Here is a 21,063-nt window from a genome sequence, read left to right as displayed (position 1 = left end):
TGAGGTTGCCCGCCATGCTGACCCCGACCGCCACGCTGACTCTGCCCGAGGGAATCCGCGGCGCCGCGGACCCGCGCTTCGCCGCCCCCGTTCGCGCCTTCGCCCGGCTGTTCACCCACTACGTGCGCACCGGCGGTGCGCTCTCGGTACATCTGAGAGGTGAACCGGTGGTGCGGATCTGGACCGGCACCGCCGACGCCGCGGGCGATATCCCCTGGGAGGCGGACACCACGGCGCTGACCTTCTCCACCACCAAGGGCATCACCTCGCTGGTGGTGCACCGGCTGGCGGATCGCGGATTGCTCGATTACGACGCGCCGGTCGCCGAGTACTGGCCCGAATTCGCCGCGGGCGGAAAGCATTCCATCACGGTGCGCGATGTGCTCGCGCATCGCGCGGGGCTCTCGGATCTGCGCCGCGTGGTGCGCGCACCCGGCGATGTGCTCGATCACCTGCTCATGGAGCAGCGCCTGGCGGCGGCCACCCCGGACTGGACCCGCGGGCTGCCCGTCTATCACGCGGTGACGTTCGGCTGGCTGCTCGGCGGTCTGTGCCGCGCCGTCACCGGGCAGAGCATGGCGGAGCTCTATCGCACCGAACTGGCCGACCCGCTGGGCATTACGGGCCTGCACCTGGGCCGCCCGTCCGATGGCACCCCGGTCGCGGATCTGGTCGGCCCCAGCCTCAATGCCACCGGAAGCCGCCTGGGCAAGCCGATCACCCTCGCGGCGGTCCGCGTCCCGCTGGTGGGCAAGGCGATCAGCTCCATGCACTTCACCGGCGGTGAGGAAGCCATGCGCGGGCCGATTCCCGAGCTGTCCTACTCAGAAAACGGCGCGGCCACCGGTGTATTCACCGCCGACGCGATCGCGAGCGTTTACACCACCCTGGCCAATGACGGCAGCTGCGGTGACACCCGGCTGCTCTCCTCGCGGACCACCCGCGCCCTGATCCGCTCCACCAACACCAGCCCCGATCCGAACCGCCTCACCTTCTGGCATCTCGGCTACCACCCCTTCCCCACGGTCGGAGCACCCCGCGGCCTCGGCCATATGGGCCTGGGCGGCTCCGGCGGCTGGGCAGACCCCGATTCCGGCCTCTCGGTCGGCTTCGTGCACAACCGCCTCGACCTGGCCCGCCTGCCTATCGACATGACCCTGATGTCGCTCCTGCTGCCCACCGTGACCCGGGCGGCGTCCTCTGCGGGCCGCGCCGAAAGCGCCACCCGCGCAGCCTGATCCACCGCCGCGTACGCGCGCGGAAACAGGACCGGGTGGGACGACCCGCGCCGAACCCGCGGCACCCGGTCCTGCTGAACCCTTTTCGCCGGAATGAAGGGGCCGGTGATTATGCGCGAGCGAGTTCCGAGCGCGCCGCGACCACCATCGCGGTGATCATCGCGGGCAGCGTCTGCGCCGGATCCGGTGCGAAGCGCGGGGAGTGATTGGAGGGGAAGCGCGGCGGAATGGTGTGCTCGGCCAGCATGAGCGCCTGATCCTCCTCGGTGAACCGCGCCGCGTCGATACCGCCGATATGCCAGAACACCGACGGGCACCGCGCGGCGGTGCCGAAGACGCCGAAATCCTCACTGCCGGTGAGCGGATGGGTCAGCGGCATCACCGGGACCCCGCCGTCGGTGAGCGTCCGCATAATGCGTTCGGTCGCGCCTTCGGTGTTCACCGTCACCGGGAACGGGTCGTACGGGGTCACCTCCGGCGGGACGGGCGCGCCCGCGCCCTCGGCCTCACTCGCGGCGAGGCGGGTGATGTCGTCGAGCATGGCCGCCCGCGAGGAATCGCTGAAAGTCCGCAGCGTGAGCAGGATTTCGGAGGTCTCGGCAATGATATTGGGCCGGGTGCCCGCGTGCAGCGCGCCTGCGACCAGCACCGGACTCGCCGGAACGGCGGCCTGCCGGGCGGCCAGCGCCTGCATGCGCACCACGAAATTGGCCGCCATGAGCAGCGGGTCCACCGCCAGATGCGGTTGTGAACCGTGCCCGCCGCGCCCGGTGAACCGCACCCGAATGGAATCCGAGGCGGCCATGATCGGCCCGCTCTTACTGATCGCCAGTCCGGCGGGCAGCGGCGCGACATGCTGGCCGAGCACGATGCCCGGAGTCGGAAAGCGTTCGAGCACACGGTCGTCCACCATGCGCTGCGCGCCCGCGCCGGTCTCCTCGGCGGGCTGGAAGATCGCCACCACGGTTCCGGCGGGCCGATCCTGGGACAGCTGCGCACACGCGCCGAGCAGCGCCGCCACATGTGAATCGTGTCCGCAGGCATGCATGACTCCCGCTGTGCGCGAGGCGTATTCGAGCCCGGTGGCCTCCTGTACGGGCAGCCCGTCCATATCCGCGCGCAGCCATACCACCGGTCCCGGGGCACCCCGCAGTACGCCGACCACACCGGTGCCGCCGACGCCCGTGGTCACCTCCCAGCCGTCCAGCTTCCGCAGTTGCTCGGCCACCAGACTCGCGGTGCCGTGCTCTTCGCCGGACAGTTCCGGATGTTCGTGCAACTGCCGGTAGACCTGCTGCCAGTGCTCGGATATCGCCTGTGCGACAGCAGTATCGGTGGTGGTCACGGGAGACTCTCCTTCGTCGGTTCGACCGCCGGCGCGCGCCGGGCCACCTTCGCCCGGAACTCGTCCGCGGTCTGCGGGACCAGCGACGCCGCCACGATGCTGAGCAGCGGTCCGATGGCCATGATCTCGAAAGCCGTTGTGTAAGAGACGTGGTCGGTCACCACCCCGAAGAGCAGCGGGCTGAGCACACCCGCCACCTGACCGCCGAAAATAATCACACCACTGGCCGCGCCCATATACGCGCTGCGCAACGCGCGCAGCGGCACCGAGAACGCGGGCATGAACGCCAGCCCGGCCGCCAGGCTCATCACGGTGCCGACCACCACGAACAGCGGGAACGGCTCGGTGCGCGGCAGTACGAACAGCATGGCCGCGGTGAACGCCATCGCGGGCACCACGATCACCCGGGGCCGTCCGCCCAGCCGATCGGAGAACCGCGCCCCCAGCACCACACCTGCCCCCGCGGCCAGGGTCGACGGCACCGCCGCGACGGCGACCAGGGTCATGGAGACCCCGCGCTCCTCCTGCAGGAAGGTCGGCGTCCACGCGGTGACACCCCAGACCAGCACGTCATAGCCGAAGAAGATGGCGGCGTAGCCGAGCAGCGCGGGGGAGAACAGCACCGCGCGCCGTTCGGCCGCCGACAGCTCCTCGTTCTCCTGGGTCGCGTCCTGCGGCAGCGGTTCCGGCATCCATTTGCGCCACGCGATGATCACCGCCACACCGAGTACCGAGATGAGCGCGAACATGATTCGCCACCCGACCGTCGGCAACAGGATGCCGGAGATCACCGCCGCCGCCAGAATCCCGACCGCGTTCGAGGAGTTGGTCCAGCCGGTCGCGGTGGTGCGCTGCTCGGGGACCGAACGTTCGGCCAGCGCCTTCATCGCGGCGGCCGGGAACACGCCCTGCACCAGTCCGAACAGGAAGCGAATCGCCAGCAGTACCGCGAAAGACCATGCGACGGCGGTCAATCCGGTGAAGACCGACCATGCGATCAGCCCGATGGTGCCGACCTTGAGCGCCCCGTAGCGGTCCGCCAGCAGCCCGCCCGGCACCTGCACGATCGCGTACGCCAGGAAGAACACCGAGATGAGCAGACCCTGCTGGGTGTGGTCCAGCCCGAGATCCTTGCCGATCGACGGCAACGCGAAATTGATCACGGTCCGGTCGATGTAGTCGACAACCCAGGCCGCGAACAACAGCATGACGGTTATCCGGGTGGTGCGTGGCATTCCTGCCCCTTCACAACGTGGAGGCGTGGCGAAATGCCACAATGGCCCCCATGGCCGAGGATATGGCGAAATCGCTGGATAACGCCATTTCCGATCAACTCCCGCCGGATTCCGCCACGGGCAGCGGTCGCGCCGGGATCGAACCCGCCGGGGCGCGGGGGATCGCCGCGGGGTTCGGGGAGCAGGATCTGGATCTGGTCAACGCGTTGCAGATCAATCCGCGCGCCTCGTGGACGCGGATCGGTGCTTCGCTGGGAGTGGACGCCACCACGGTCGCGCGGCGCTGGGCGCGGCTGCGCGGGACCAAACTGGCCTGGATGACGGCGTACGCGCCGGAGTTCGCGGTCATCGGCTACGTGCGCGTGCACTGCCGGGCCGATGCGGTGGCGATGCTGTCCGATCGGATCTGCGCGTACGAATGCGTCTTCTCGGTGGAGCGCACCAGCGGGCGCTATCAGCTGAATCTGTCGGTCGCCGCCGAAGACGCCTGCGCACTGGACGATTTCGCGGTGCGCGCACTCGCCGCGCTGCCCGGTGTGCTGGACGTGCGGGTCGCGGTGGGACTGCGCATCTATATCGAGGGCGGGCACTGGCGGCCGGGCGCGCTCGATCCGGTGCAGCGCACCCTGCTGACCGATGCGCAGCGGCACCCGCCCGCACCCTCGCGGGTCCGCGCCGGGGATATCGAACTCATGCTCGCGCTGGCACCGGACGCCCGCCGCGGTATCGCCGAATTGGCCGCCGACACCGGACTGAGTGAGACAACCGTGCGCCGCCGCCTCGCGGATATGACAGGTTCGGGTCGTTTGCAGATTCGCTGCGACTTCGCTCAGCAGTCCGCGGGCTGGACCGTCAACACCAACCTGTGGGTACGGCTGCCCGCCGGTGAACTCGACGCGCTGGGCGCCGAACTCGCGCAATGGCCCGAGATCCGGCTCTGCGCCGCCGCTACCGGTGCCAGCAATGTGCTGGTCATCGCCTGGCTGCGCTCGCAGCACGAATGCATCCTCCTGGAAAACCGTCTGCTGCAAAGTTTCCCGAATCTGGACATTACCGAGCGCCAGCTAACCCTGCGTGCCCTCAAACGTATGGGCAGACTGCTCGCGCCGGACGGTGCCGCCACCGGTCATATCCCCTTCGCGGTGTGGCCCGCCCCGGTCGCGGGCGGGGTGGACTAGGCCCGGGAGCGGTGCCCTGTCCATGTGCCGGGGCTCAGAACCGGTGCGGTGCCATTGGTTCCGGGCACAAGGTTCCGGTGAATACCGCGCTCGGACTTGCTTTCGGGCGCTCGGGACCTAGATTGAACCCGCGCGGGGTCTGAACCGTTAGTCCTGAAGAGTCGATCGAATCCCGGTTGCGGGCGAGATGCTGACTCGAATGTCATCGCATTCGGGTCGCAGCGCCACCGGGATCCGTTCGGCGGCGTCCCTACACGCCAAAATCGCTGACTACCAGCACTTTTCAAGCAATTCTGTGACCTGTGACACATTGTCTGGGACGGGTGTCCGTGGATACATTGTGGACGATGTATCGCGGGCAATGTATATCGAAACGGGGGATCGTGAGCGAACGCGGAGCAGCCGTTCAGACCGTCGCGGACGTCATCGTCGCGCGACTCGGCGCCTACACCGATCACCTCTTCGGCGTGGGCGGTGCCAATATCGAGGACCTGTACGACGCCGTCCAGCGCCGCCCCGATCTGCTGACCGGCATTGTCGCCAAACATGAATTCGGCGCGGCCACCATGGCGGACGGGTATGCCCGCGCCACCAATCGGCTCGGCGTGGTCGCCGCCACCTCCGGCGGTGGAGCGATGAATCTGCTTGCGGCGCTTACCGAGTCCTACGACTCGCGGGTGCCGGTGCTGGCGCTGGTCGGTCAGCCGCCGATCGGGCTGGAAGGCCGGGGTGCGTTCCAGGACACCAGCGGCGGCCACGGGCGGCTCGATGCCGAGCGCATCTTCGGCGCGGTCAGCGTTTCGTGCGTGAAAGTCGCACGGCCGCAGGATATTCACGCCGATTTGGAGCGGGCCGTCGAGGCCGCGCTCGCAGGTGGTCCGGCGGTATTGTTGCTGCCCAAGGATATTCAGGCGGCCATAGCGCCCGGTGGTTCGTGGCCGGTATATCGCGAGGCCGATCCCGTGCCCGCGCCCTGGCAGGTCGATGTGCGCGCCGCGGGGCAGCTCGCCGAGGCGGCCGAACTGCTCACGCTGGCCGCCGGACAGGGTCCGGCGGTGATCATCGCCGGACCCGAGATCGCGCGGGCCGACGCCCGCGCCGAACTCGCCGCGCTGGCGGTATCCCTCGATGCCCGGGTGCTGGTCACCCCCGACGCGAAAGACGCCTTCCCGAACCGGCATCCGCGTTTCGCCGGTGTCACCGGCATCATGGGGCATCCGCACGCGCCGGAACTGGTCGCGGCCGCGGCGGTGTGCGTACTCGCCGGGACGCCGCTGTCGATGACCGCGCGCGCCGGACTGGACGACGCGCTGGCCGCCTGCCCCCGGGTGCTGCACCTGGGCGAGGACGAGCCGTTCGTGCCGGTGCGGGTGCGCGTACCCGGATCGCCGCGCCGCCGCCTGCTGGAGCTGTCCGCGCGTACTTCGCGGCCGGGATTCGGGACGGCACAGCCTGATCGGGACGCGCTGCCGGAACTGTCGCCGCCGCCCGCGAACGGACCCGGCGTGCGCTATCGCGATGCCGTACAGTCGATTTCGTCGCGCTTGGAACCCGGCACCGATGTGGTTGCCGATGCGGGCAATACCGGTGCGGCGGTGGTGCATCACCTCCCCGTTCCCGACGGCGGGCGCTTCCTGATCGCGCTCGGCATGGGCGGTATGGGTTACTCCTTCGGTGCCGGCATCGGCTGTGCGCTCGGCCGTCGCCGCCGCACCTTCGTAATCGCCGGTGACGGTTCGTATTTCATGCACGGCAACGAGGTGCACACCGCCGTCGAATATCAGGCCCCGGTCACCTTCGTCATCTTCAACAACAACGCGCACGCCATGTGCGTCACCCGCGAACAGCTCTACTACTCGGGCGAATACAGCTACAACCGCTTCCGCCCGGCCGAGATCGGCGCGGGAGTGGCGGCCATGTTCCCGCAGCTGCCCGCCTATACCGCGAGCACCCTCGCCGAATTCGACAACGCCCTGGACAAGACCCGCAACGAGGCGGGCCCGGTCTTCATCGAAATCCTCTGTGATCCAGATGAACTCCCTCCCTTCGCCCCCTTCCTGAAGGAGCCCCGCGCATGACCGACACCGTCAAGGCCGAACCGGTCGAGGTACCGCATCTCGACGTCCCCGGCGTGTACCGCATCGAGACCATGTCCCTCAAGGAGGGCATGCCGATGGTCCTGGACATGACCCGGGCGGTGTACCCGCACGATGAGATATTCGGCGAGTACTGCACCGTCAACGAATACATCGACGCACCGCCGGACGAGGTGTTCGAGTACCTCTCCGATACCCGCAGCCTGTGCGAATGGACCTACAGCATGCGGGGTTTCGAGCGCACCGACACCCCGGACCTGTGGGTCTCGGACGATCGCATCGGCTCGCACACCCGCATCTACACCCGCACCGAATCCAGCCGCGAGACCCGCACCGTGGACTACCACTGCGCCTGGGATCAGGGTGAGCACCTGTGGATGATCTACCTGATGCGGGTCGTGGACGCGCAGAAGGTGCTCAACAAGCCGGGCTCGGTGGTGCTGTGGACCAACTGTCACCACCCGTTCTACGACGAGAACGCCTACCCCGCGACCGCACCGGAGGGCCGCCCGGTATGGGTCGGCGACTTCTGGCACCTCTTCGCCGCCGGGCATCTGCTGGAACTGCGCAATCTCAAAGCCATTTGCGAACACCGGCACGCCAACGGCCAGCCGATCAAGCCCGAATGGATGGACTGATCATGACCACAGCTACCGTCAGCCTGCTCGACGTCGCCGGGTATCTGCCCGAAACCGTCGTTCCCGCAGACTATTTCGCGCAGTACGCCGATGCCGACGACGTCACCGCGAACATCATGTTCAAATCGCCCAAGTTCCGGCATCACGTGGCCCCGGGTGAGACGCCCGCCGATATGGCCGAGCGCGCCGTCGCCCCGCTGCTGGACCGGCACGGGCGAGATGTGTTGCGGGACATCGATGTTCTGATCGTGCACACCCAGCTCCCGGAGACCGGCATCGTCGGCAATGGCGGTGAGGTCGCCGCGCGCCTGGGCATCAATCCCGAATGGCTCATCGATCTGCACAATGGCGGCTGCGCGGCCTTCGTGCACGCCATGAAGCTGGCCCGGCAGATCCTGGTCAGCACCGATGCCAAGGCCGCGCTCATCGTCACCATTCAGAACGCAGCCGGGCAGATCTTCACCCAGGAGCAGGTGCGCGGAAAACCGCAGGCCGCCATACCCGGTGACGGTGCGGGCGCGGGTCTGCTGGTGAAATCCGATATCTCGCCCATCCTCGATATCGAGACCCGGCATCTGCCGCAGTTCGCGGGTGAGATGACGGTGCTGGCCGATCCGCCGCGCAAGTACTGGGAGGCCGGGCCGGGCCAGATGCACGTCGGCTTCACCGAATCCAAGATCGCCAAGGTGCTCGGGCGCGGCAATCGGATCGTGCCGGAGGTGGCGCACGCGGTGTGCAAGCGGCTCGGCGTCCCCAGCAGCGAACTGGATCTGCTGGTCACCAATCAGCCCAATCGCGCGTTCCTGCGCAACTGGCGCGATGCGCTGCTGCTGCCCCAGGACAAGCATCCGGACACCTTCGACGAATGCGGAAACCTGTTCGGCGCGGGCATTCCCGTCAATTTCGACCGCGCGATCGATGAGGGCCGCGCCGCCCCCGGATCGCTGGTGATGTTCGCCGGATTCGCGCACGCCGGCGACTTCGCGGCCGCCGCGGCGGTGCGCTGGGGCGGGCGCTGAGGCGACGCGATGGCACCCCTGGCCCCGCTCGGGCATCAGTTGCAACTCAATGAAAACCCCTATGGGCCACCGGCTTCGGTGCGTGAGGCGCTCTCGCGCGCACTGTCCTCGGCGAATCGGTATCCGGAGTTCCTGCCGCAGCGGCTGCCCCGGCTGATCGCCGAACGGCTCGGGGTGGACGCCGATCGCATCGTGGTCGGGGCCGGGGCGACCGGCGTCATCATGCATATCGTGCAGGAATTCGGTTCCGGCGGTGCGGGTGTGGTGATGGCGACGCCCACCTTCGACGGGTATCCGATCCTGACCACCATGTCGGGCGGGCGGCCGGTGACCGTACCCCTCACCCCGGACGGACGGCAGGACCTCGACGCGATCGCCGACGCCATCGATGACCGCACCCGGCTGGTGGTGCTGTGCAGTCCGCACAATCCGACCGGAACACTGATCACGCCAAGGGAATTCGAGAAGTTCCTGCACCGGGTGCCCGCGACGGTCCCCGTCGTGCTGGACGAGGCGTATGTGGACTTCGTCCCCGGCGAAGATCGCATCGAGGCTTTGGCATTGGTCGAACGACATCCGAATCTGCTGGTGCTGCGCACCTTTTCGAAGGCGTACGGACTCGCAGCGCTGCGCGTCGGCTACGCCATCGGCGATCCGGAACTGATCGAGCGAATCGCCCGCTGGCAGTTGCCCTTCGGGATGAATGCGCTCGCCGAGGTCGCCGTGCGCGCCTGCTATGCGGCCGAGCCGGAGATCGCGGCCCGGGTGAGCGTGATCGCCGGACATCGGCATCGCCTCACCGCCGGACTGCGCGAGCTGGGTCTGTCGGTGCCGGACAGCTACGCCAACTTCTCGTATCTGACCCTGCCCGAGCCGGATATCGATCGGGTGGCGGCGGCCTTGGCGGGCGCGGAGATTCACGTCAAGCGCTATCCGACCGGTATCCGCATCACGGTCGGGGACCGCTCGGCCACCGACGCCGTTCTCGCCACCGTGCGCAGTACAGTGCAGTAATGTCAGAAAATCCGCCTTCCGCACCCGATGGGCACCGGGCCGGAGCGGACGAGGAGATCGACTACGCGCTTCTGTCGCTGAACGCTCAGCTGTGTTTCGCGCTGTACTCCACGTCGCGGTCCATGACCGCTGCCTACCGTCCCTTCCTGGACGATATGAATCTCACCTATCCGCAGTACCTGGTGCTGCTGACGCTGTGGGAACGTCCCGGAATCACCATGAAAGAGCTCGGCGAGCATATTCACCTCGACTACGGCACGCTGTCACCGCTGGTACAGCGGCTCACCGCCAACGGTCTGGTGGAGAGTGAGCGCAGTGCCTCCGATGGCCGGGCGCTGGTCTTGCGCGCCAGCGCCGCCAGCGCCGAACTGCAGGTCGCGGCCCAGCACATGATCCATGCCGTACTCGAATCGGTCGGGCTCCCGATCGAGGACATCGAGGCATTGCGGGACCGGGTCAACGCGCTGGGCGCGCGGCTCGACGCCATGGTCGTGGCCGCCCGCTCCCACTGATGGGAATGGTCTGCGGCACACTCGGGTGATGTGCGCGGTGTTCGCCCGCACATTGTGATCCACCGCGCAGGGCTCCAGCATTGTGAGTTGGCCCTGCTTCGGGGGTCATGCGAGAGTGTGCCCGCGTGCCGGACACGGGGACCGGCAGCAGAGAGGTCGTAACAGATGGGATCCACCGCGGTTGCAGGGCGCGAGTTCGAGGCGCAGGCGTCCTACACCATCGCCGAGGGTGCGGCGCTGACCGATGTCGTCGACAACCTGGAGCGGGATTCGCCTGATTTCGTGGCGTTCCAGATCCCCGAGGGCTCCGGCTGGCGCGATGTGACGGCGGCCGAATTCGCGGCGCAGGTGCGCGCGGTGGCCAAGGGGCTCATCGCCTCCGGTATCGCGGCGGGGGATCGGGTGGCGCTCATGTCCGCCACCCGTTACGAGTGGACCCTCATCGACTACGCCATCTGGACCGCCGGTGCGTGCACCGTGGCCATCTACGATTCCTCCGCCACCGATCAGGCGCAGTGGATCCTCTCGGATTCGGGTACCAGACTGCTCATCGTCGAGAACGAGCGGCATGCCGCCGTCGTCGCCGAGATCAGCACGCCCGATCTGGGCGAGACGCTGCGGGTGGATTCGGGCGCGATCGATACGCTGATCGAGCGCGGAAAGTCGGTGCCGGACAGCGCTATTGCCGAGCGCCGCGCCCAGGTGCGCGCCGAATCGCCTGCCACGCTCATCTACACTTCCGGCACCACCGGGCGTCCCAAGGGCGTGGTGCTGACGCAGTCGAATCTGCTGGCCGAATCCATCTCCGGCAAGATCGCGCTGCGGCATCTGCTCGCCGAGGGCAAGACCACGCTGATGTTCCTGCCGCTCGCGCACGTCTTTGCCCGCGCCATCGCGGTGGGCTCGCTGGCCGCCAAGGTGACCGTCGCGCACACCTCCGACTGGACCACGCTCACCACCCAATTCGCTTCGTACAAGCCGGATTTCATCCTGGCGGTGCCGCGCGTATTCGAGAAGGTCTACAACGGCGCGCGCCAGCAGGCGCATGACGGCGGTAAGGGCAAGATCTTCGATCTGGCCGCCGACACCGCCATCGCGTACAGCACGGCGCTGGAGACCGGCGGTCCCGGACTGGTGCTGCGGGCCAAGCACGCGCTGTTCGACAAGCTGGTCTACTCCAAACTCCGTGCGGCCCTTGGTGGTCGGTGCACCGGGGCGGTGTCCGGCGGCGGTCCGCTGGGTGCGCGGCTCGGCCATTTCTTCCGCGGTATCGGCGTCCCGGTCTTCGAGGGCTACGGCCTGACCGAGACGAGTGCCGCCGTCACGGTGAACACGGTGTCGCGGATGCGGGTCGGCACCGTCGGCGTGCCCATCGAGGGCAATGCCGTGCGCATCGCCGAGGACGGTGAGGTCCTGCTCAAAGGCTCGGTCGTCTTCGACGGGTACTGGAAGAACGACGCCGCGAACGCCGACGCATTCACCGACGGCTGGTTCCACACCGGCGACCTGGGCGCGCTCGACGCGGACGGTTTCCTGTCCATCACCGGCCGCAAGAAGGAAATCATCGTCACCGCTGCGGGCAAGAACGTCTCGCCCGCGCCGATGGAGGACACGCTGCGCGCGCATCCGCTGATCGGGCAGTGCATGATCGTCGGCGATAACAAGCCGTTCGTCGGCGTGCTGATCACCCTGGACCGCGACGCGCTGCCGGGCTGGCGGCAGCGCAACGACATCCCCGCCGACGCCACCATCGAGGATCTCACCGTCAACCCGATCCTGGTCGCGGAAATCGATGCGGCGGTGGCGGATTCGAACAAGAAGGTCTCGAAGGCCGAGGCGGTCAAGAAGATTCGCATTCTGTCCGCCGACTGGACCCAGGAAACCGGCGAGCTGACACCCAAGATGTCGCTGAAACGCGCTGTGGTGCTGGAGAAGTACGCCGACGAGGTCGCGGCCATCTACTCCTGACACATCCCGGTCACACCGCTACCCCGCAATCCCCCGTTCGCCGCGACAGGCGAGCGGGGGATTGTGCGCTTCGGGGTTTAATTCCGCGCGGTGAAAACCATTGAAAGTGAATGACTGGGCAAAATTGGCTTTCAGTGGTCTGGCACACAGTGAAAGTGCACGAGAACATTCCGTTAACCATTTGTTTGCACGCCGGTGTATTGCATCCATCTGGTAACAATGATGTTCTTGGTTCGCGCCCGACTCGGCGCATTCCCGGCAGCGTCGCCGCCGCTCTCTCAAACTGCTCGTCAGCCGAGCCGCCGTTTCGGCGCACAGCTTCAACTGATGAAGGTTCGAAAGGATTTCAGGCCATGAACGCACGTATCGTCATCCGGGTTGCCGCCAGCTGTGCGGGCACCGCCCTGACATTCATCGCGCCTGCCCTGGCTACCGCCGCACCGGCGGGAGGCGATATCCCGCCTCCCGCCGATGCGACCGCTCCCGCCCCTGTTCAGTCCGTCCTTCCGGCGCTCGGTTCCGGTAGCGCGGCCGCCGGAACAGGCAGTTCGACCGGAGCCGGCGTTCTCGGAGCACTCGGCACCGGCAGTTCCGCCGCGGGTTCGCTGGCCGGACTCGTCCCGGGACCGGGATCGGTATTGAGCCTGCTGGGCACCGGCAGTGGCGCGGCAAGTGGTTCGGCACAGGCGGGCGGCACGCTCGCGCAGGCCCTCGGATCCGGAAGCGCCGCAGCGGGTGCGGGCTCCTCGGGTGTGAAGTAAGTCAATAGCTTTCAATTCGCCAGACGTGAATTGAAGGGCGTGGAATTTTACGGAATCCATACGCCCTCACCGCCGGGCATGAAATTCGATGAGGACATCGATATGGAATACACACATCTTTCCGAATTCGCCCTGCGCCCGGGCACATTGACGCTGTGGCGGCCGGAACTGGCCGCGGGACAGGAGTGGACGGGCGATCCCCGGCCCTTCACCAGCGTGCATGTCCGGCACTGCCTGGACACCGACGCCACCGATCCCAAGCCCGGCCGCGGCCGCTGGATCGGCACCATCTTCGAAATGGACGCGGCCTTCGAACCCGAGCATTGGCGCGAGACCGTGCGGCTGTGGCATGCCCGGCACGAGGGTCTGCGCACCACGCTCGACCGGGCCACCGGCGCGGAACCGCGGCGACTGGTGTGCGCACCGGAGGCGGTCGCGGTCGCCGACGAACCGGTGCCCGAGCTCACCACCCCCGGTGCCATCACCGAATACCTCTGCGACGCTTTGGAATCGCGACTGTCCGCACTGGTGTGGCCGCACTGCCTGCTCGCCACCGTGCGGCACGAGAGCGATGACTTCACCGTGCTGATCGCCGCCGACCATTCGGTCATGGACGCCTACTCGCAGGCCATCGTCATCCTGGAACTGCGCACCCTGTACCGCGCGGTGGTGGCGGGCGAACCCGCACGCGAATCGGTGACCTTCGGCAGCTCGGCCGATTTCGCGGCCCTGGAGCGCAGCACCGCCGCCGCGCTCACCCCGCAGTGCGAGGCCGTGCGACTGTGGCGCACCTTCCTGGACGGGTCCGGCGGCATGCTGCCGCGCTTCGAACCCGCCATCACCGCGGGCAGCGGTACCCCGTCCGAACTGCCGCAGACCAGTGTTTCGCGAAAGCTGCTGCCGCTGGATGAACTCGAACGCATCGAGACCATGGTCACCGCGCGCGGACACCGGCTGTCCGTTGCGGTATTCACCGCCCTGGCCATCGCCTACCGGCGGGCCTTCGGCTACATCTCCATGCGGGCGATCATGCCGATCGCCACCCGCCCGGATCTGAAGTGGCTGGAATCCATGGGCTGGTTCGTCAATGTCGTCCCCATCGACATCACCCTGTCCCCGGACCTGGATCTCGACAACGCCCTCGAATCCACCCGTAAAACCCTGCGCCGCTCCAAGGTCGCCAATGACGCCACCTGGACCCGCGCACTGGAGCTGCTCGGCTGCGAGGACCGCCCCCGCTTCGGCATCTCCTTTCTCGACATCCGCGTCCTGCCCGACTACGAACTCGTCGAATCCCTGCGCGGCCACACCCTGCGCGCCGAGTCCTACTCCGGTGACGAGGTCTTCTTCTGGATCGTCCGCGCCGCCGACGGCCTGCGCCTGTCCACCCGCTTCCCAGCCGCCTTCCCCGCTCACGAAATGGACCGCTTCCTCACCGAATTCACCCGCGCCATGCGCGAATTCGGTGGCGCGAGCATGGTGGATCGAGAAGCCTCCGCCCTGGCGGAAGCCGGTGACCTGGTTCGCGAGGTTACGGACTTCCCAGGGACGCAAGCTGTCCCGGCCGCCGCACATGAGGTGGCGGCCGCCGCCGGAGCCGGGATGGCGGACCGTACGGCCGCCGCCGGAGGGCATGAGGTGGATCGCCGGGTTCCCGCGTCGCGCGGCGGGCCGGGTGAACCGATTTCGTCCGCCGGAGCGCAGCCACCGGCCATCGTCGCGGCTGCGGCGGAATGCGCGGTGGTCGCGAATGATGCCGCAGCGCAGCGGGTTCCGGTCGCGGCGCAGGGCTGAGCCATGAAGGTGCTTCTGGCCTTCGCGGGCAGCCGGGGTGATGCGCAGCCGGGGGCGCTGCTGGGCCGGGAGCTGGCCGCGCGCGGACATCGGGTGACGGTGGCGGTATCGCCGAATCTGGTGGAATTCGCGCGCGGGCACGGGGTTTCGGCTGTCCCCATCGGTGTGGACAGTTCGGAACTCCTGCGGGCGCAGCAGCGCGATGAGCGATTCGCCAGCTGGAGTCCGATGGCGCGGGTGCGGGCGGTGGTGGATCTGCAACGCCGCGGATTCGCCGAGGCGGCCCGGGATCTGCTGGCTATCGCCGGGGACGCCGACGTTCTCGTCACCGGAATGGCGTGCGAGGAACTCGCCGCCGAAGTGGCGCGGTCGCAGAGGATTCCGCTCGCCGCCATGCACTTCTTCCCCATCCGGCCGAATCGATCCGTACCCGTGGTGCCCGCGTCCTGGGCGAGCCGCCTGCCCGGATCAGCGCATCGGCTCGGCTGGCAAGCGCTCACCAAGGCCCGCGCCTGGGCGCTGGCCACCGAGATCACCGCCTTCCGCGCCGACCTGTCCCACGCCGCACGACTGGGAGCCGACGGCCGAACCGATCGCCCGGCATTGCGAGAGTTTTTGCCCTACACCGCTATTCAGGCGTACGACATCGAACTGTTTCCCGGGCTGGCGGAAGAGCTGGGTGATGTGCCGGTCACCGGATTCCCGGTTGTCCCCGGCCCGAGCCCGGCGGCGGCCACCCCGGCGGAGGATTCGCCCGAGCCGCTCGCGCCGCTGTTCGCGCGGTGGCTGCGGGCGGGCGAACCGCCGGTGTACGCGGGATTCGGTTCCATGCCGGTCGCCGATCCGCACTCGGTGCGGCAGCTGGTGCGCGAGGTGGGCAGACGGCAGCGCCGCCGGGTGCTCCTGACCGGCAACATGTTCGAGCCCGAACTGAGCCCGGAGCTGGCGGTGCTCCCGCAGGTCGACCATCGCGCGGTGCTGCCGCGCTGCGCGGTCGCCATCCATCACGGCGGGGCCGGGACCACCGCGGCCGCGTTGCGTGCCGGGGTGCCGTCGGTCATCTGCTCGGTGCAGGCGGATCAGCCGTTCTGGGGCCGCCAGCTGACCGCGCTCGGCCTGGGAGCCACGCTGCCGTTCGCGGAACTATCGGCGGATCGCCTGGAACGGGCACTGATTCGCGCGACCGAACCCACCGTGCTGCTGCGGGCCTCGGCCTACGGTATGCGGTTCCGCGACGACGGTGTCGCCAGAGCCGCCGACGTCATCGAGTCACTGTCCGCCGGTTCGGCGGATTCCGACGCACCGCAAGACAATTCAGTACCGTCTCGAACCACCCCGGCAGGTTTGCCGGACGGTGCGGCGGTCCTCAGGATCGGAGATGTGCGATGAGCGCCGAGCTCGCAATCGAAACGCAGTCGCTGGGAAAGACTTTCGGCTCGTTGACCGCGGTCGACAAGGTGGACTTGCGGGTGGAGGCCGGTACGGTCTTCGGCCTGCTCGGCCCGAACGGCGCGGGCAAGACGACCACCGTGCGCATGCTCGCCACCCTGTTGCGCCCGGACTCCGGCAGCGCAACGGTTTTCGGCCACGATGTGGTGCGCGATGCCACCGCCGTCCGCTCCATGATCGGTCTCACCGGCCAGTACGCGGCGGTGGACGAGAACCTGACCGCCCTGGAGAATCTGCGCCTGTTCGGCCAGCTGCTCGGCCTGACTCGTCGCGCCGCCGCCCGCCGCGCCGAGGAACTGCTGGAACAGTTCGAGCTGACCGCCGCCGCCCGCCGCCGCGTCGGCACCTTCTCCGGCGGAATGCGCCGCCGCCTCGACCTGGCGGCGACCCTGATCACGTTGCCGCCGTTGATCTTCCTGGACGAGCCGACCACCGGCCTGGACCCGCACACCCGCGAGAGCATGTGGACGATCGTGCGCGAGCTGGTCGGCCGCGGCGCGACCATCCTGCTCACCACCCAGTATCTGGAGGAGGCCGATGCGCTCGCAGACCGCATCGCCGTCATCGACCACGGCACCGTGGTCGCCGAAGGCACGGCGGCCGAGCTGAAGTCGTCGCTCGGCGAGGAGATGCTCCGCATCGACCTGGTCGATCCGGCCCAGCGTTCCCTGGCGGACGCGGCGGTCGAGCGCATCGTCGGCGTCACCCCGCTGCACGGTGACACCCCCGCCACCCTCTCGGTCCCGCTCCGCGATATCGAGAGCGCTGCCGATGTCATCACCGCCTGCCGCGACAGCGGAATCCGCTTGCGCGGCTTCGCCGTCGACCGCCCCGACCTCAACTCGGTCTTCCTCACCCTCACCCGCAAGACCGAGCGGAAGGCGTCCGCATGACCGCCCGCACTTTTCAGGGCGTCGAATCCCGTTGTAACTCAACGCGCTCACATCGGGACCGGACCGGGACCCGCCGTATCGGGGAGCACTCACCCATCACATCGAAATCCCGCACCGAGAGGGGGACCCGCGCATGACCGTCCTCACCGAGACCCCCGTGATCGCCGAGCCGCAGGCCCGCATCGAGCGCAAGCCCACCGTCCGGCACGTGGGACCGCTTGCGGCGCTGCGACAGTCGCTGACCATGGCCAAGCGCGGCATGCTGACCTTCCGCCACAGTCCGCAGCTGCTGTACGACGCGGTGCTGCTGCCGATCATCGGACCGCTGTTGTTCGGCAGTGTGTTCGGCACCGCCATCGCGGGCAGCATGCACGCCTACCTGCCGACCCTGATACCGGGCGTGCTGGTGCAGATCGTGCTCACCTCGTCGGTGGCGACGGGAGTGCAACTGTCCGAGGACATTCGGTCCGGTGTCTTCGATCGCTTCGTCGCCATGCCGATCGCCAGGTCCGCACCCGTCACCGGTGCGCTGGTGGCCGGGGCCACGCGGTACGTGATCGCCGCGGTCATGGTGCTGGTGGTCGGCTTCGGAATGGGTTACCGCCCCGAACATCCCGGTGGCCTGGTACTGGGCGCGCTACTGGTGGTGCTCGCCACCACGGCGCTGAGCTGGATCTTCGCCTTCATCGGCGTGACGGTGGCCAAACCCGCCGCGGTACAGGGCATGTCGATGCTGGTGCTGACCTTCCTGAGTTTCGCCTCCAATGCCCTGGTGCCGGTGGCGGCCATGCCGACCTGGCTGCGGCACGTCTCGGACTACAACCCCGTATCGCATCTGGTGGCGGCCGTGCGCACCCTCGCCGACGAGGGCCGCGTGGGCGGTGACCTGATGTGGTCGGTGGCGGCGGCGCTCATCGTCGCGATCGTGTTCGCCCCCTTGACCGTTCGCACGCTACGCAATCGCTGATTCGGAGGATCCGGGATGAACCGGCTGACCGCAGACGATGATCTGTTCCTGAAACTGCACGCCCTGTACGGCAACGCCCTGGTCAATCAGCTGGCCTGGCGTTTCGACGAACCCGTGGATCCGGTTGTGCTGGAACGCTTTCACGCGCATCTGGCGCACGGCTTCCTGGCCCGGCGGGTGCGCACCACGGCGGTGCCCTTCGCCCGGCCGTGGTGGGTGCCCGCCGCACAGTCCATCCCGCTGACCGCACAGGCCGACACCGTGCCGGAAGACGGCGTGCTGGACTGGTTCTTCGACCAGAGCCGCGTCGATTTCGATCCGTCGGTGGGCCGGGTGTGGCGGCTCTCGTCCGCCCCGACCGATACCGGCGGCATGCTGCTGTCCCTGGTCACCTCGCATGTCGGCGCGGACGGGGGAGCGGTCCTCTACGCGGTCGGCGATGCCCTGGATCGCCTGGATTCCGGTGCGCCGGTGGATATCGCGACCAGCTCCGGCCGTCTCGTCGGCGACCTGCCGTCAACGGGGTTGTACCGCAGGCACTTCGCCGACGCGCTCGGTCAATTGCGCGCCGCCGCCAAGGGAATTCGCGCCGCCGTCGCCGCTCGCGATGTCCAGGAACCGGCGCGCAATCCACGCCCGGCCGAACCCGCCCTCGACCTGCCGGACCGGCACACCGCCGCGAGTCTCGTGGTGGAAGTCGGCCTGGCCGAATGGAATACGGTCGCCGCCGCACACCAGGGCACGGCCAACGGCCTCATGGTCGGGGTCGCGGTCGGCATTCTCGGCTGCACCGGGCGCATTGCCGACGGTGCCGAGGTGCGGGTGGACATTCCGCATTCCATGCGCCTGCCGGACGATCCACGCGGCAACGCCACCACCGGCCTGCCCATCGCCGTGCGCTACCGCGCGGGTGAGCTCACCGATCTCGTGCAGGTGCGCGCCGCGATCAAGAAGGCCGCGCGCGCGTATGCCGATCCGGCGACCACGCCAGCGCTCCAGCATCTGCAACCGGTGCAGATGATGCTGCCCAAATTCGTGCTCGACCGTTTCTCCCGCACCGCCAAGGCCCCCGAATGCCTGTGCACCAATCTCGGCGAAACCGGTCAGACCGTGGCGAGCTTCGCCGGTGTGCGCGCCCGCTCGGTGCTCATGCGCCCGGTGGTCTGCACCAATGACACCGAACTGTTCCGCCGCGTGGAGGTGGGTCTCAATCTCTCCTGGTCCAGCGATGGCGAAACCGTCACCCTGGCGGTGACCGGCGCGGATCCCGATCGTTTCCCGACCAGGGAGGCCCTGCGCGAATGCGTGGCCAAGGAGTTCGCCGCCTGGGGTCTGCACCCGGTTTTCTGGTCCTGAACCCGCGTCAGAGTAGACGTTACTATGGATAACAGATAACATGCGGGAAACCCGGACGACGGAGCCCGGGCATGAACAGACGAAGCGAGTACCTCAATGACGCGGCATGTCGACGTACTGATCATCGGCGCGGGCCTGTCCGGTATCGGCATGGCCTGCCATCTGACCCGGGAGAACACGGGTCGCAGCTATCTGATCCTGGAACGCCGCACCGCCATCGGCGGCACCTGGGACCTGTTCAAGTACCCGGGCATTCGCTCGGACTCCGATATGTACACCTTCGGCTACGGCTTCCGCCCGTGGATCGGCACCAAGGTGCTCGCCGACGGGCCGCATATCCGCCAGTACGTCGAGGACACCGCCGCCGAATACGGCGTCACCGAGCACATTCGCTTCGGCCGCAAGATGACCACCGCGAGCTGGGACAGCGCCGCCGGTCTCTGGACCGTGCAGGCCCTGAACGAGACCACCGGCGAGACCGAGACCTACACCGCGAACTTCGTGGTCGGCTGCACCGGCTACTACGACTACGACAAGGGTTACCGCCCCGAGTTCCCGGGTGAGCAGGACTTCACCGGGCAGATCATCCACCCGCAGCACTGGCCCGAGGACCTCGACTACACCGGTAAGCGCGTGGTGGTCATCGGCAGCGGCGCGACCGCCATCACGTTGATCCCGGCCATGAGCGATAAGGCCGCGCACGTCACCATGCTGCAGCGCTCGCCCACCTATATCGCCGCGCTGCCCGCCAACGATCCGGTCGCGGTCGGCCTCAAACTCGCGAAAGTGCCTGCCGCCATTGCCTATCGGGCGGGCCGGGCGCGCAATATCGCATTGCAGCGCGCGAGTTACCAACTGTCCCGGACCAATCCGAAGCTGTCCGCCAAGCTCATGCTGGCCGCGGTGCGCGCCCAGATCGGTTCCGGAATCGATATGCGGCACTTCACCCCGTCCTACAATCCGTGGGATCAGCGCCTGTGCGTGGTGCCCAACGGTGATCTGTTCAAAACGCTGCGCAGCGGTAAGGCGTCCATCGCCACCGATCAGATCGAGACCTTCACCGCGAACGGCATCAAGCTGCGCTCGGGCGAGGAGCTGGCCGCCGATATCGTCGTCAGCGCAACGGGTTTGACCGTGCAGATGCTGGGCGGGGCCACCCTCGAGGTGGACGGTGAGCAGCTGGCGACGCGAGATCTGGTGGCGTACAAGGGCGCTCTGCTCGGCAATGTCCCGAACCTCATGGTGATCCTGGGCTACACCAACGCCTCCTGGACCCTCAAGGCCGATCTGGCCGCGGAGTACTTCTGCCGCCTGCTCAACCATATGAAGGCCGAGGGCTACACCGAGGTCGTGGCCGTGCCCGAGGAGGGCGATCGCTCCGAGGCCTCGCTCATGGGCGGCGCGCTCACCTCCGGATACATCCAGCGCGGCGACGGTGTCATGCCCCGTCAGGGCACCCGCGGTCCGTGGCTGGTCATCAACAATTACTTCCGGGACCGCGCCATGCTGCGCAAGGGCGCGATCGAGGACGGCATCCTGCGGTTCCGCCGCCGGGTCCGCAAGGCCGAGCCGGTGGCGGCCGAATCACGTTCCGCCTGAC

Annotated in this window: 17 protein-coding genes; 15 read left to right on the top strand and 2 right to left on the bottom strand. The window is 68.0% G+C overall.

The window, feature by feature from the left end:
* Positions 1-14: 14 nt before the first annotated feature.
* The gene (locus tag ACFC0O_RS11010) at positions 15-1,238 is read left to right on the top strand and encodes a serine hydrolase domain-containing protein (protein ID WP_375955676.1); all 1,224 of its coding nucleotides are present in this window, start codon (positions 15-17) and stop codon (positions 1,236-1,238) included.
* 109 nt (positions 1,239-1,347) lie between these two features.
* On the opposite strand, the gene ACFC0O_RS11005 is transcribed toward ACFC0O_RS11010, so the two are convergent.
* Both ACFC0O_RS11005 and ACFC0O_RS11000 read right to left on the bottom strand, forming a co-directional pair.
* Positions 1,348-2,583, bottom strand: coding sequence for an amidohydrolase (locus ACFC0O_RS11005; protein ID WP_375955674.1), 1,236 nt, complete (start codon positions 2,581-2,583; stop codon positions 1,348-1,350).
* Complete coding sequence (locus ACFC0O_RS11000; protein ID WP_375955673.1) at positions 2,580-3,818, bottom strand: MFS transporter; 1,239 nt, start codon at positions 3,816-3,818, stop codon at positions 2,580-2,582. Before ACFC0O_RS11000 ends, ACFC0O_RS11005 begins: the two co-directional genes overlap by 4 nt.
* A 50-nt stretch (positions 3,819-3,868) precedes the next feature.
* Here ACFC0O_RS11000 and ACFC0O_RS10995 point away from each other — a divergent pair, with 50 nt between their 5' ends.
* The 14 genes from ACFC0O_RS10995 to ACFC0O_RS10930 all read left to right on the top strand — a co-directional run bounded on the left by ACFC0O_RS10995 (position 3,869) and on the right by ACFC0O_RS10930 (position 21,062).
* Positions 3,869-4,996: an Lrp/AsnC family transcriptional regulator gene (locus ACFC0O_RS10995; RefSeq protein WP_375955672.1), complete on the top strand. Its 1,128-nt coding sequence runs from the start codon at positions 3,869-3,871 to the stop codon at positions 4,994-4,996.
* A 383-nt stretch (positions 4,997-5,379) separates the two neighbouring features.
* Complete coding sequence (locus ACFC0O_RS10990) at positions 5,380-7,074, top strand: thiamine pyrophosphate-binding protein (RefSeq protein ID WP_375955670.1); 1,695 nt, start codon at positions 5,380-5,382, stop codon at positions 7,072-7,074.
* Complete coding sequence (locus ACFC0O_RS10985; protein ID WP_375955668.1) at positions 7,071-7,730, top strand: SRPBCC family protein; 660 nt, start codon at positions 7,071-7,073, stop codon at positions 7,728-7,730. The genes ACFC0O_RS10990 and ACFC0O_RS10985 overlap by 4 nt, the downstream gene beginning before the upstream one ends.
* A gap of 2 nt (positions 7,731-7,732) precedes the next feature.
* The gene (locus ACFC0O_RS10980; RefSeq protein ID WP_375955666.1) at positions 7,733-8,749 is read left to right on the top strand and encodes a 3-oxoacyl-ACP synthase III family protein; all 1,017 of its coding nucleotides are present in this window, start codon (positions 7,733-7,735) and stop codon (positions 8,747-8,749) included.
* A gap of 9 nt (positions 8,750-8,758) precedes the next feature.
* Positions 8,759-9,763, top strand: a complete 1,005-nt coding sequence (locus tag ACFC0O_RS10975; RefSeq protein ID WP_375955664.1) for a pyridoxal phosphate-dependent aminotransferase — start codon at positions 8,759-8,761, stop codon at positions 9,761-9,763.
* A gap of 122 nt (positions 9,764-9,885) precedes the next feature.
* Positions 9,886-10,275, top strand: coding sequence for a MarR family winged helix-turn-helix transcriptional regulator (locus ACFC0O_RS10970; protein WP_375956106.1), 390 nt, complete (start codon positions 9,886-9,888; stop codon positions 10,273-10,275).
* Positions 10,276-10,440: 165 nt separating this feature from the next.
* Complete coding sequence (locus ACFC0O_RS10965; RefSeq protein ID WP_375955663.1) at positions 10,441-12,243, top strand: AMP-dependent synthetase/ligase; 1,803 nt, start codon at positions 10,441-10,443, stop codon at positions 12,241-12,243.
* 353 nt (positions 12,244-12,596) lie between these two features.
* Positions 12,597-13,004 carry a hypothetical protein gene (locus ACFC0O_RS10960; protein WP_364628848.1) on the top strand — a complete coding sequence of 136 codons (408 nt, stop codon included), beginning with the start codon at positions 12,597-12,599 and terminating at the stop codon, positions 13,002-13,004.
* Positions 13,005-13,043: 39 nt separating this feature from the next.
* Positions 13,044-14,798 carry a condensation domain-containing protein gene (locus tag ACFC0O_RS10955; protein ID WP_375955661.1) on the top strand — a complete coding sequence of 585 codons (1,755 nt, stop codon included), beginning with the start codon at positions 13,044-13,046 and terminating at the stop codon, positions 14,796-14,798.
* 3 nt (positions 14,799-14,801) lie between these two features.
* Positions 14,802-16,187: a glycosyltransferase gene (locus tag ACFC0O_RS10950; RefSeq protein ID WP_375955659.1), complete on the top strand. Its 1,386-nt coding sequence runs from the start codon at positions 14,802-14,804 to the stop codon at positions 16,185-16,187.
* Complete coding sequence (locus tag ACFC0O_RS10945) at positions 16,184-17,140, top strand: ATP-binding cassette domain-containing protein (RefSeq protein WP_375955658.1); 957 nt, start codon at positions 16,184-16,186, stop codon at positions 17,138-17,140. The genes ACFC0O_RS10950 and ACFC0O_RS10945 overlap by 4 nt, the downstream gene beginning before the upstream one ends.
* A gap of 133 nt (positions 17,141-17,273) precedes the next feature.
* Positions 17,274-18,107, top strand: a complete 834-nt coding sequence (locus tag ACFC0O_RS10940) for an ABC transporter permease (RefSeq protein ID WP_375955656.1) — start codon at positions 17,274-17,276, stop codon at positions 18,105-18,107.
* Between the two features lie 15 nt (positions 18,108-18,122).
* The gene (locus ACFC0O_RS10935) at positions 18,123-19,463 is read left to right on the top strand and encodes a hypothetical protein (protein ID WP_375955654.1); all 1,341 of its coding nucleotides are present in this window, start codon (positions 18,123-18,125) and stop codon (positions 19,461-19,463) included.
* 96 nt (positions 19,464-19,559) lie between these two features.
* Entirely contained in the window at positions 19,560-21,062 is a 1,503-nt protein-coding gene (locus ACFC0O_RS10930) for a flavin-containing monooxygenase (RefSeq protein ID WP_375955652.1), read from the top strand.
* The last annotated feature ends 1 nt before the right edge of the window (position 21,063 follow it).

The organism is Nocardia sp. NPDC056100 (genome assembly GCF_042266325.1).
In the GTDB taxonomy this organism is placed as follows: Bacteria; Actinomycetota; Actinomycetes; order Mycobacteriales; family Mycobacteriaceae; genus Nocardia.
The sequence above is the reverse complement of the archived record's forward strand: the minus strand, read 5'-3'. Positions and strand labels throughout refer to the sequence as shown.

Bases quoted from the DNA above. Each gene is read 5' to 3' on its own strand.
- ACFC0O_RS11010 (WP_375955676.1), top strand. From the start codon at position 15: ATGCTGACCCCGACCGCCACGCTGACTCTGCCCGAGGGAATCCGCGGC.
- ACFC0O_RS11000 (WP_375955673.1), bottom strand. From the start codon at position 3,818: ATGCCACGCACCACCCGGATAACCGTCATGCTGTTGTTCGCGGCCTGG.
- ACFC0O_RS10995 (WP_375955672.1), top strand. From the start codon at position 3,869: ATGGCCGAGGATATGGCGAAATCGCTGGATAACGCCATTTCCGATCAA.
- ACFC0O_RS10985 (WP_375955668.1), top strand. From the start codon at position 7,071: ATGACCGACACCGTCAAGGCCGAACCGGTCGAGGTACCGCATCTCGAC.
- ACFC0O_RS10980 (WP_375955666.1), top strand. From the start codon at position 7,733: ATGACCACAGCTACCGTCAGCCTGCTCGACGTCGCCGGGTATCTGCCC.
- ACFC0O_RS10975 (WP_375955664.1), top strand. From the start codon at position 8,759: ATGGCACCCCTGGCCCCGCTCGGGCATCAGTTGCAACTCAATGAAAAC.
- ACFC0O_RS10970 (WP_375956106.1), top strand. From the start codon at position 9,886: ATGACCGCTGCCTACCGTCCCTTCCTGGACGATATGAATCTCACCTAT.
- ACFC0O_RS10965 (WP_375955663.1), top strand. From the start codon at position 10,441: ATGGGATCCACCGCGGTTGCAGGGCGCGAGTTCGAGGCGCAGGCGTCC.
- ACFC0O_RS10960 (WP_364628848.1), top strand. From the start codon at position 12,597: ATGAACGCACGTATCGTCATCCGGGTTGCCGCCAGCTGTGCGGGCACC.
- ACFC0O_RS10950 (WP_375955659.1), top strand. From the start codon at position 14,802: ATGAAGGTGCTTCTGGCCTTCGCGGGCAGCCGGGGTGATGCGCAGCCG.
- ACFC0O_RS10945 (WP_375955658.1), top strand. From the start codon at position 16,184: ATGAGCGCCGAGCTCGCAATCGAAACGCAGTCGCTGGGAAAGACTTTC.
- ACFC0O_RS10940 (WP_375955656.1), top strand. From the start codon at position 17,274: ATGACCGTCCTCACCGAGACCCCCGTGATCGCCGAGCCGCAGGCCCGC.
- ACFC0O_RS10935 (WP_375955654.1), top strand. From the start codon at position 18,123: ATGAACCGGCTGACCGCAGACGATGATCTGTTCCTGAAACTGCACGCC.
- ACFC0O_RS10930 (WP_375955652.1), top strand. From the start codon at position 19,560: ATGACGCGGCATGTCGACGTACTGATCATCGGCGCGGGCCTGTCCGGT.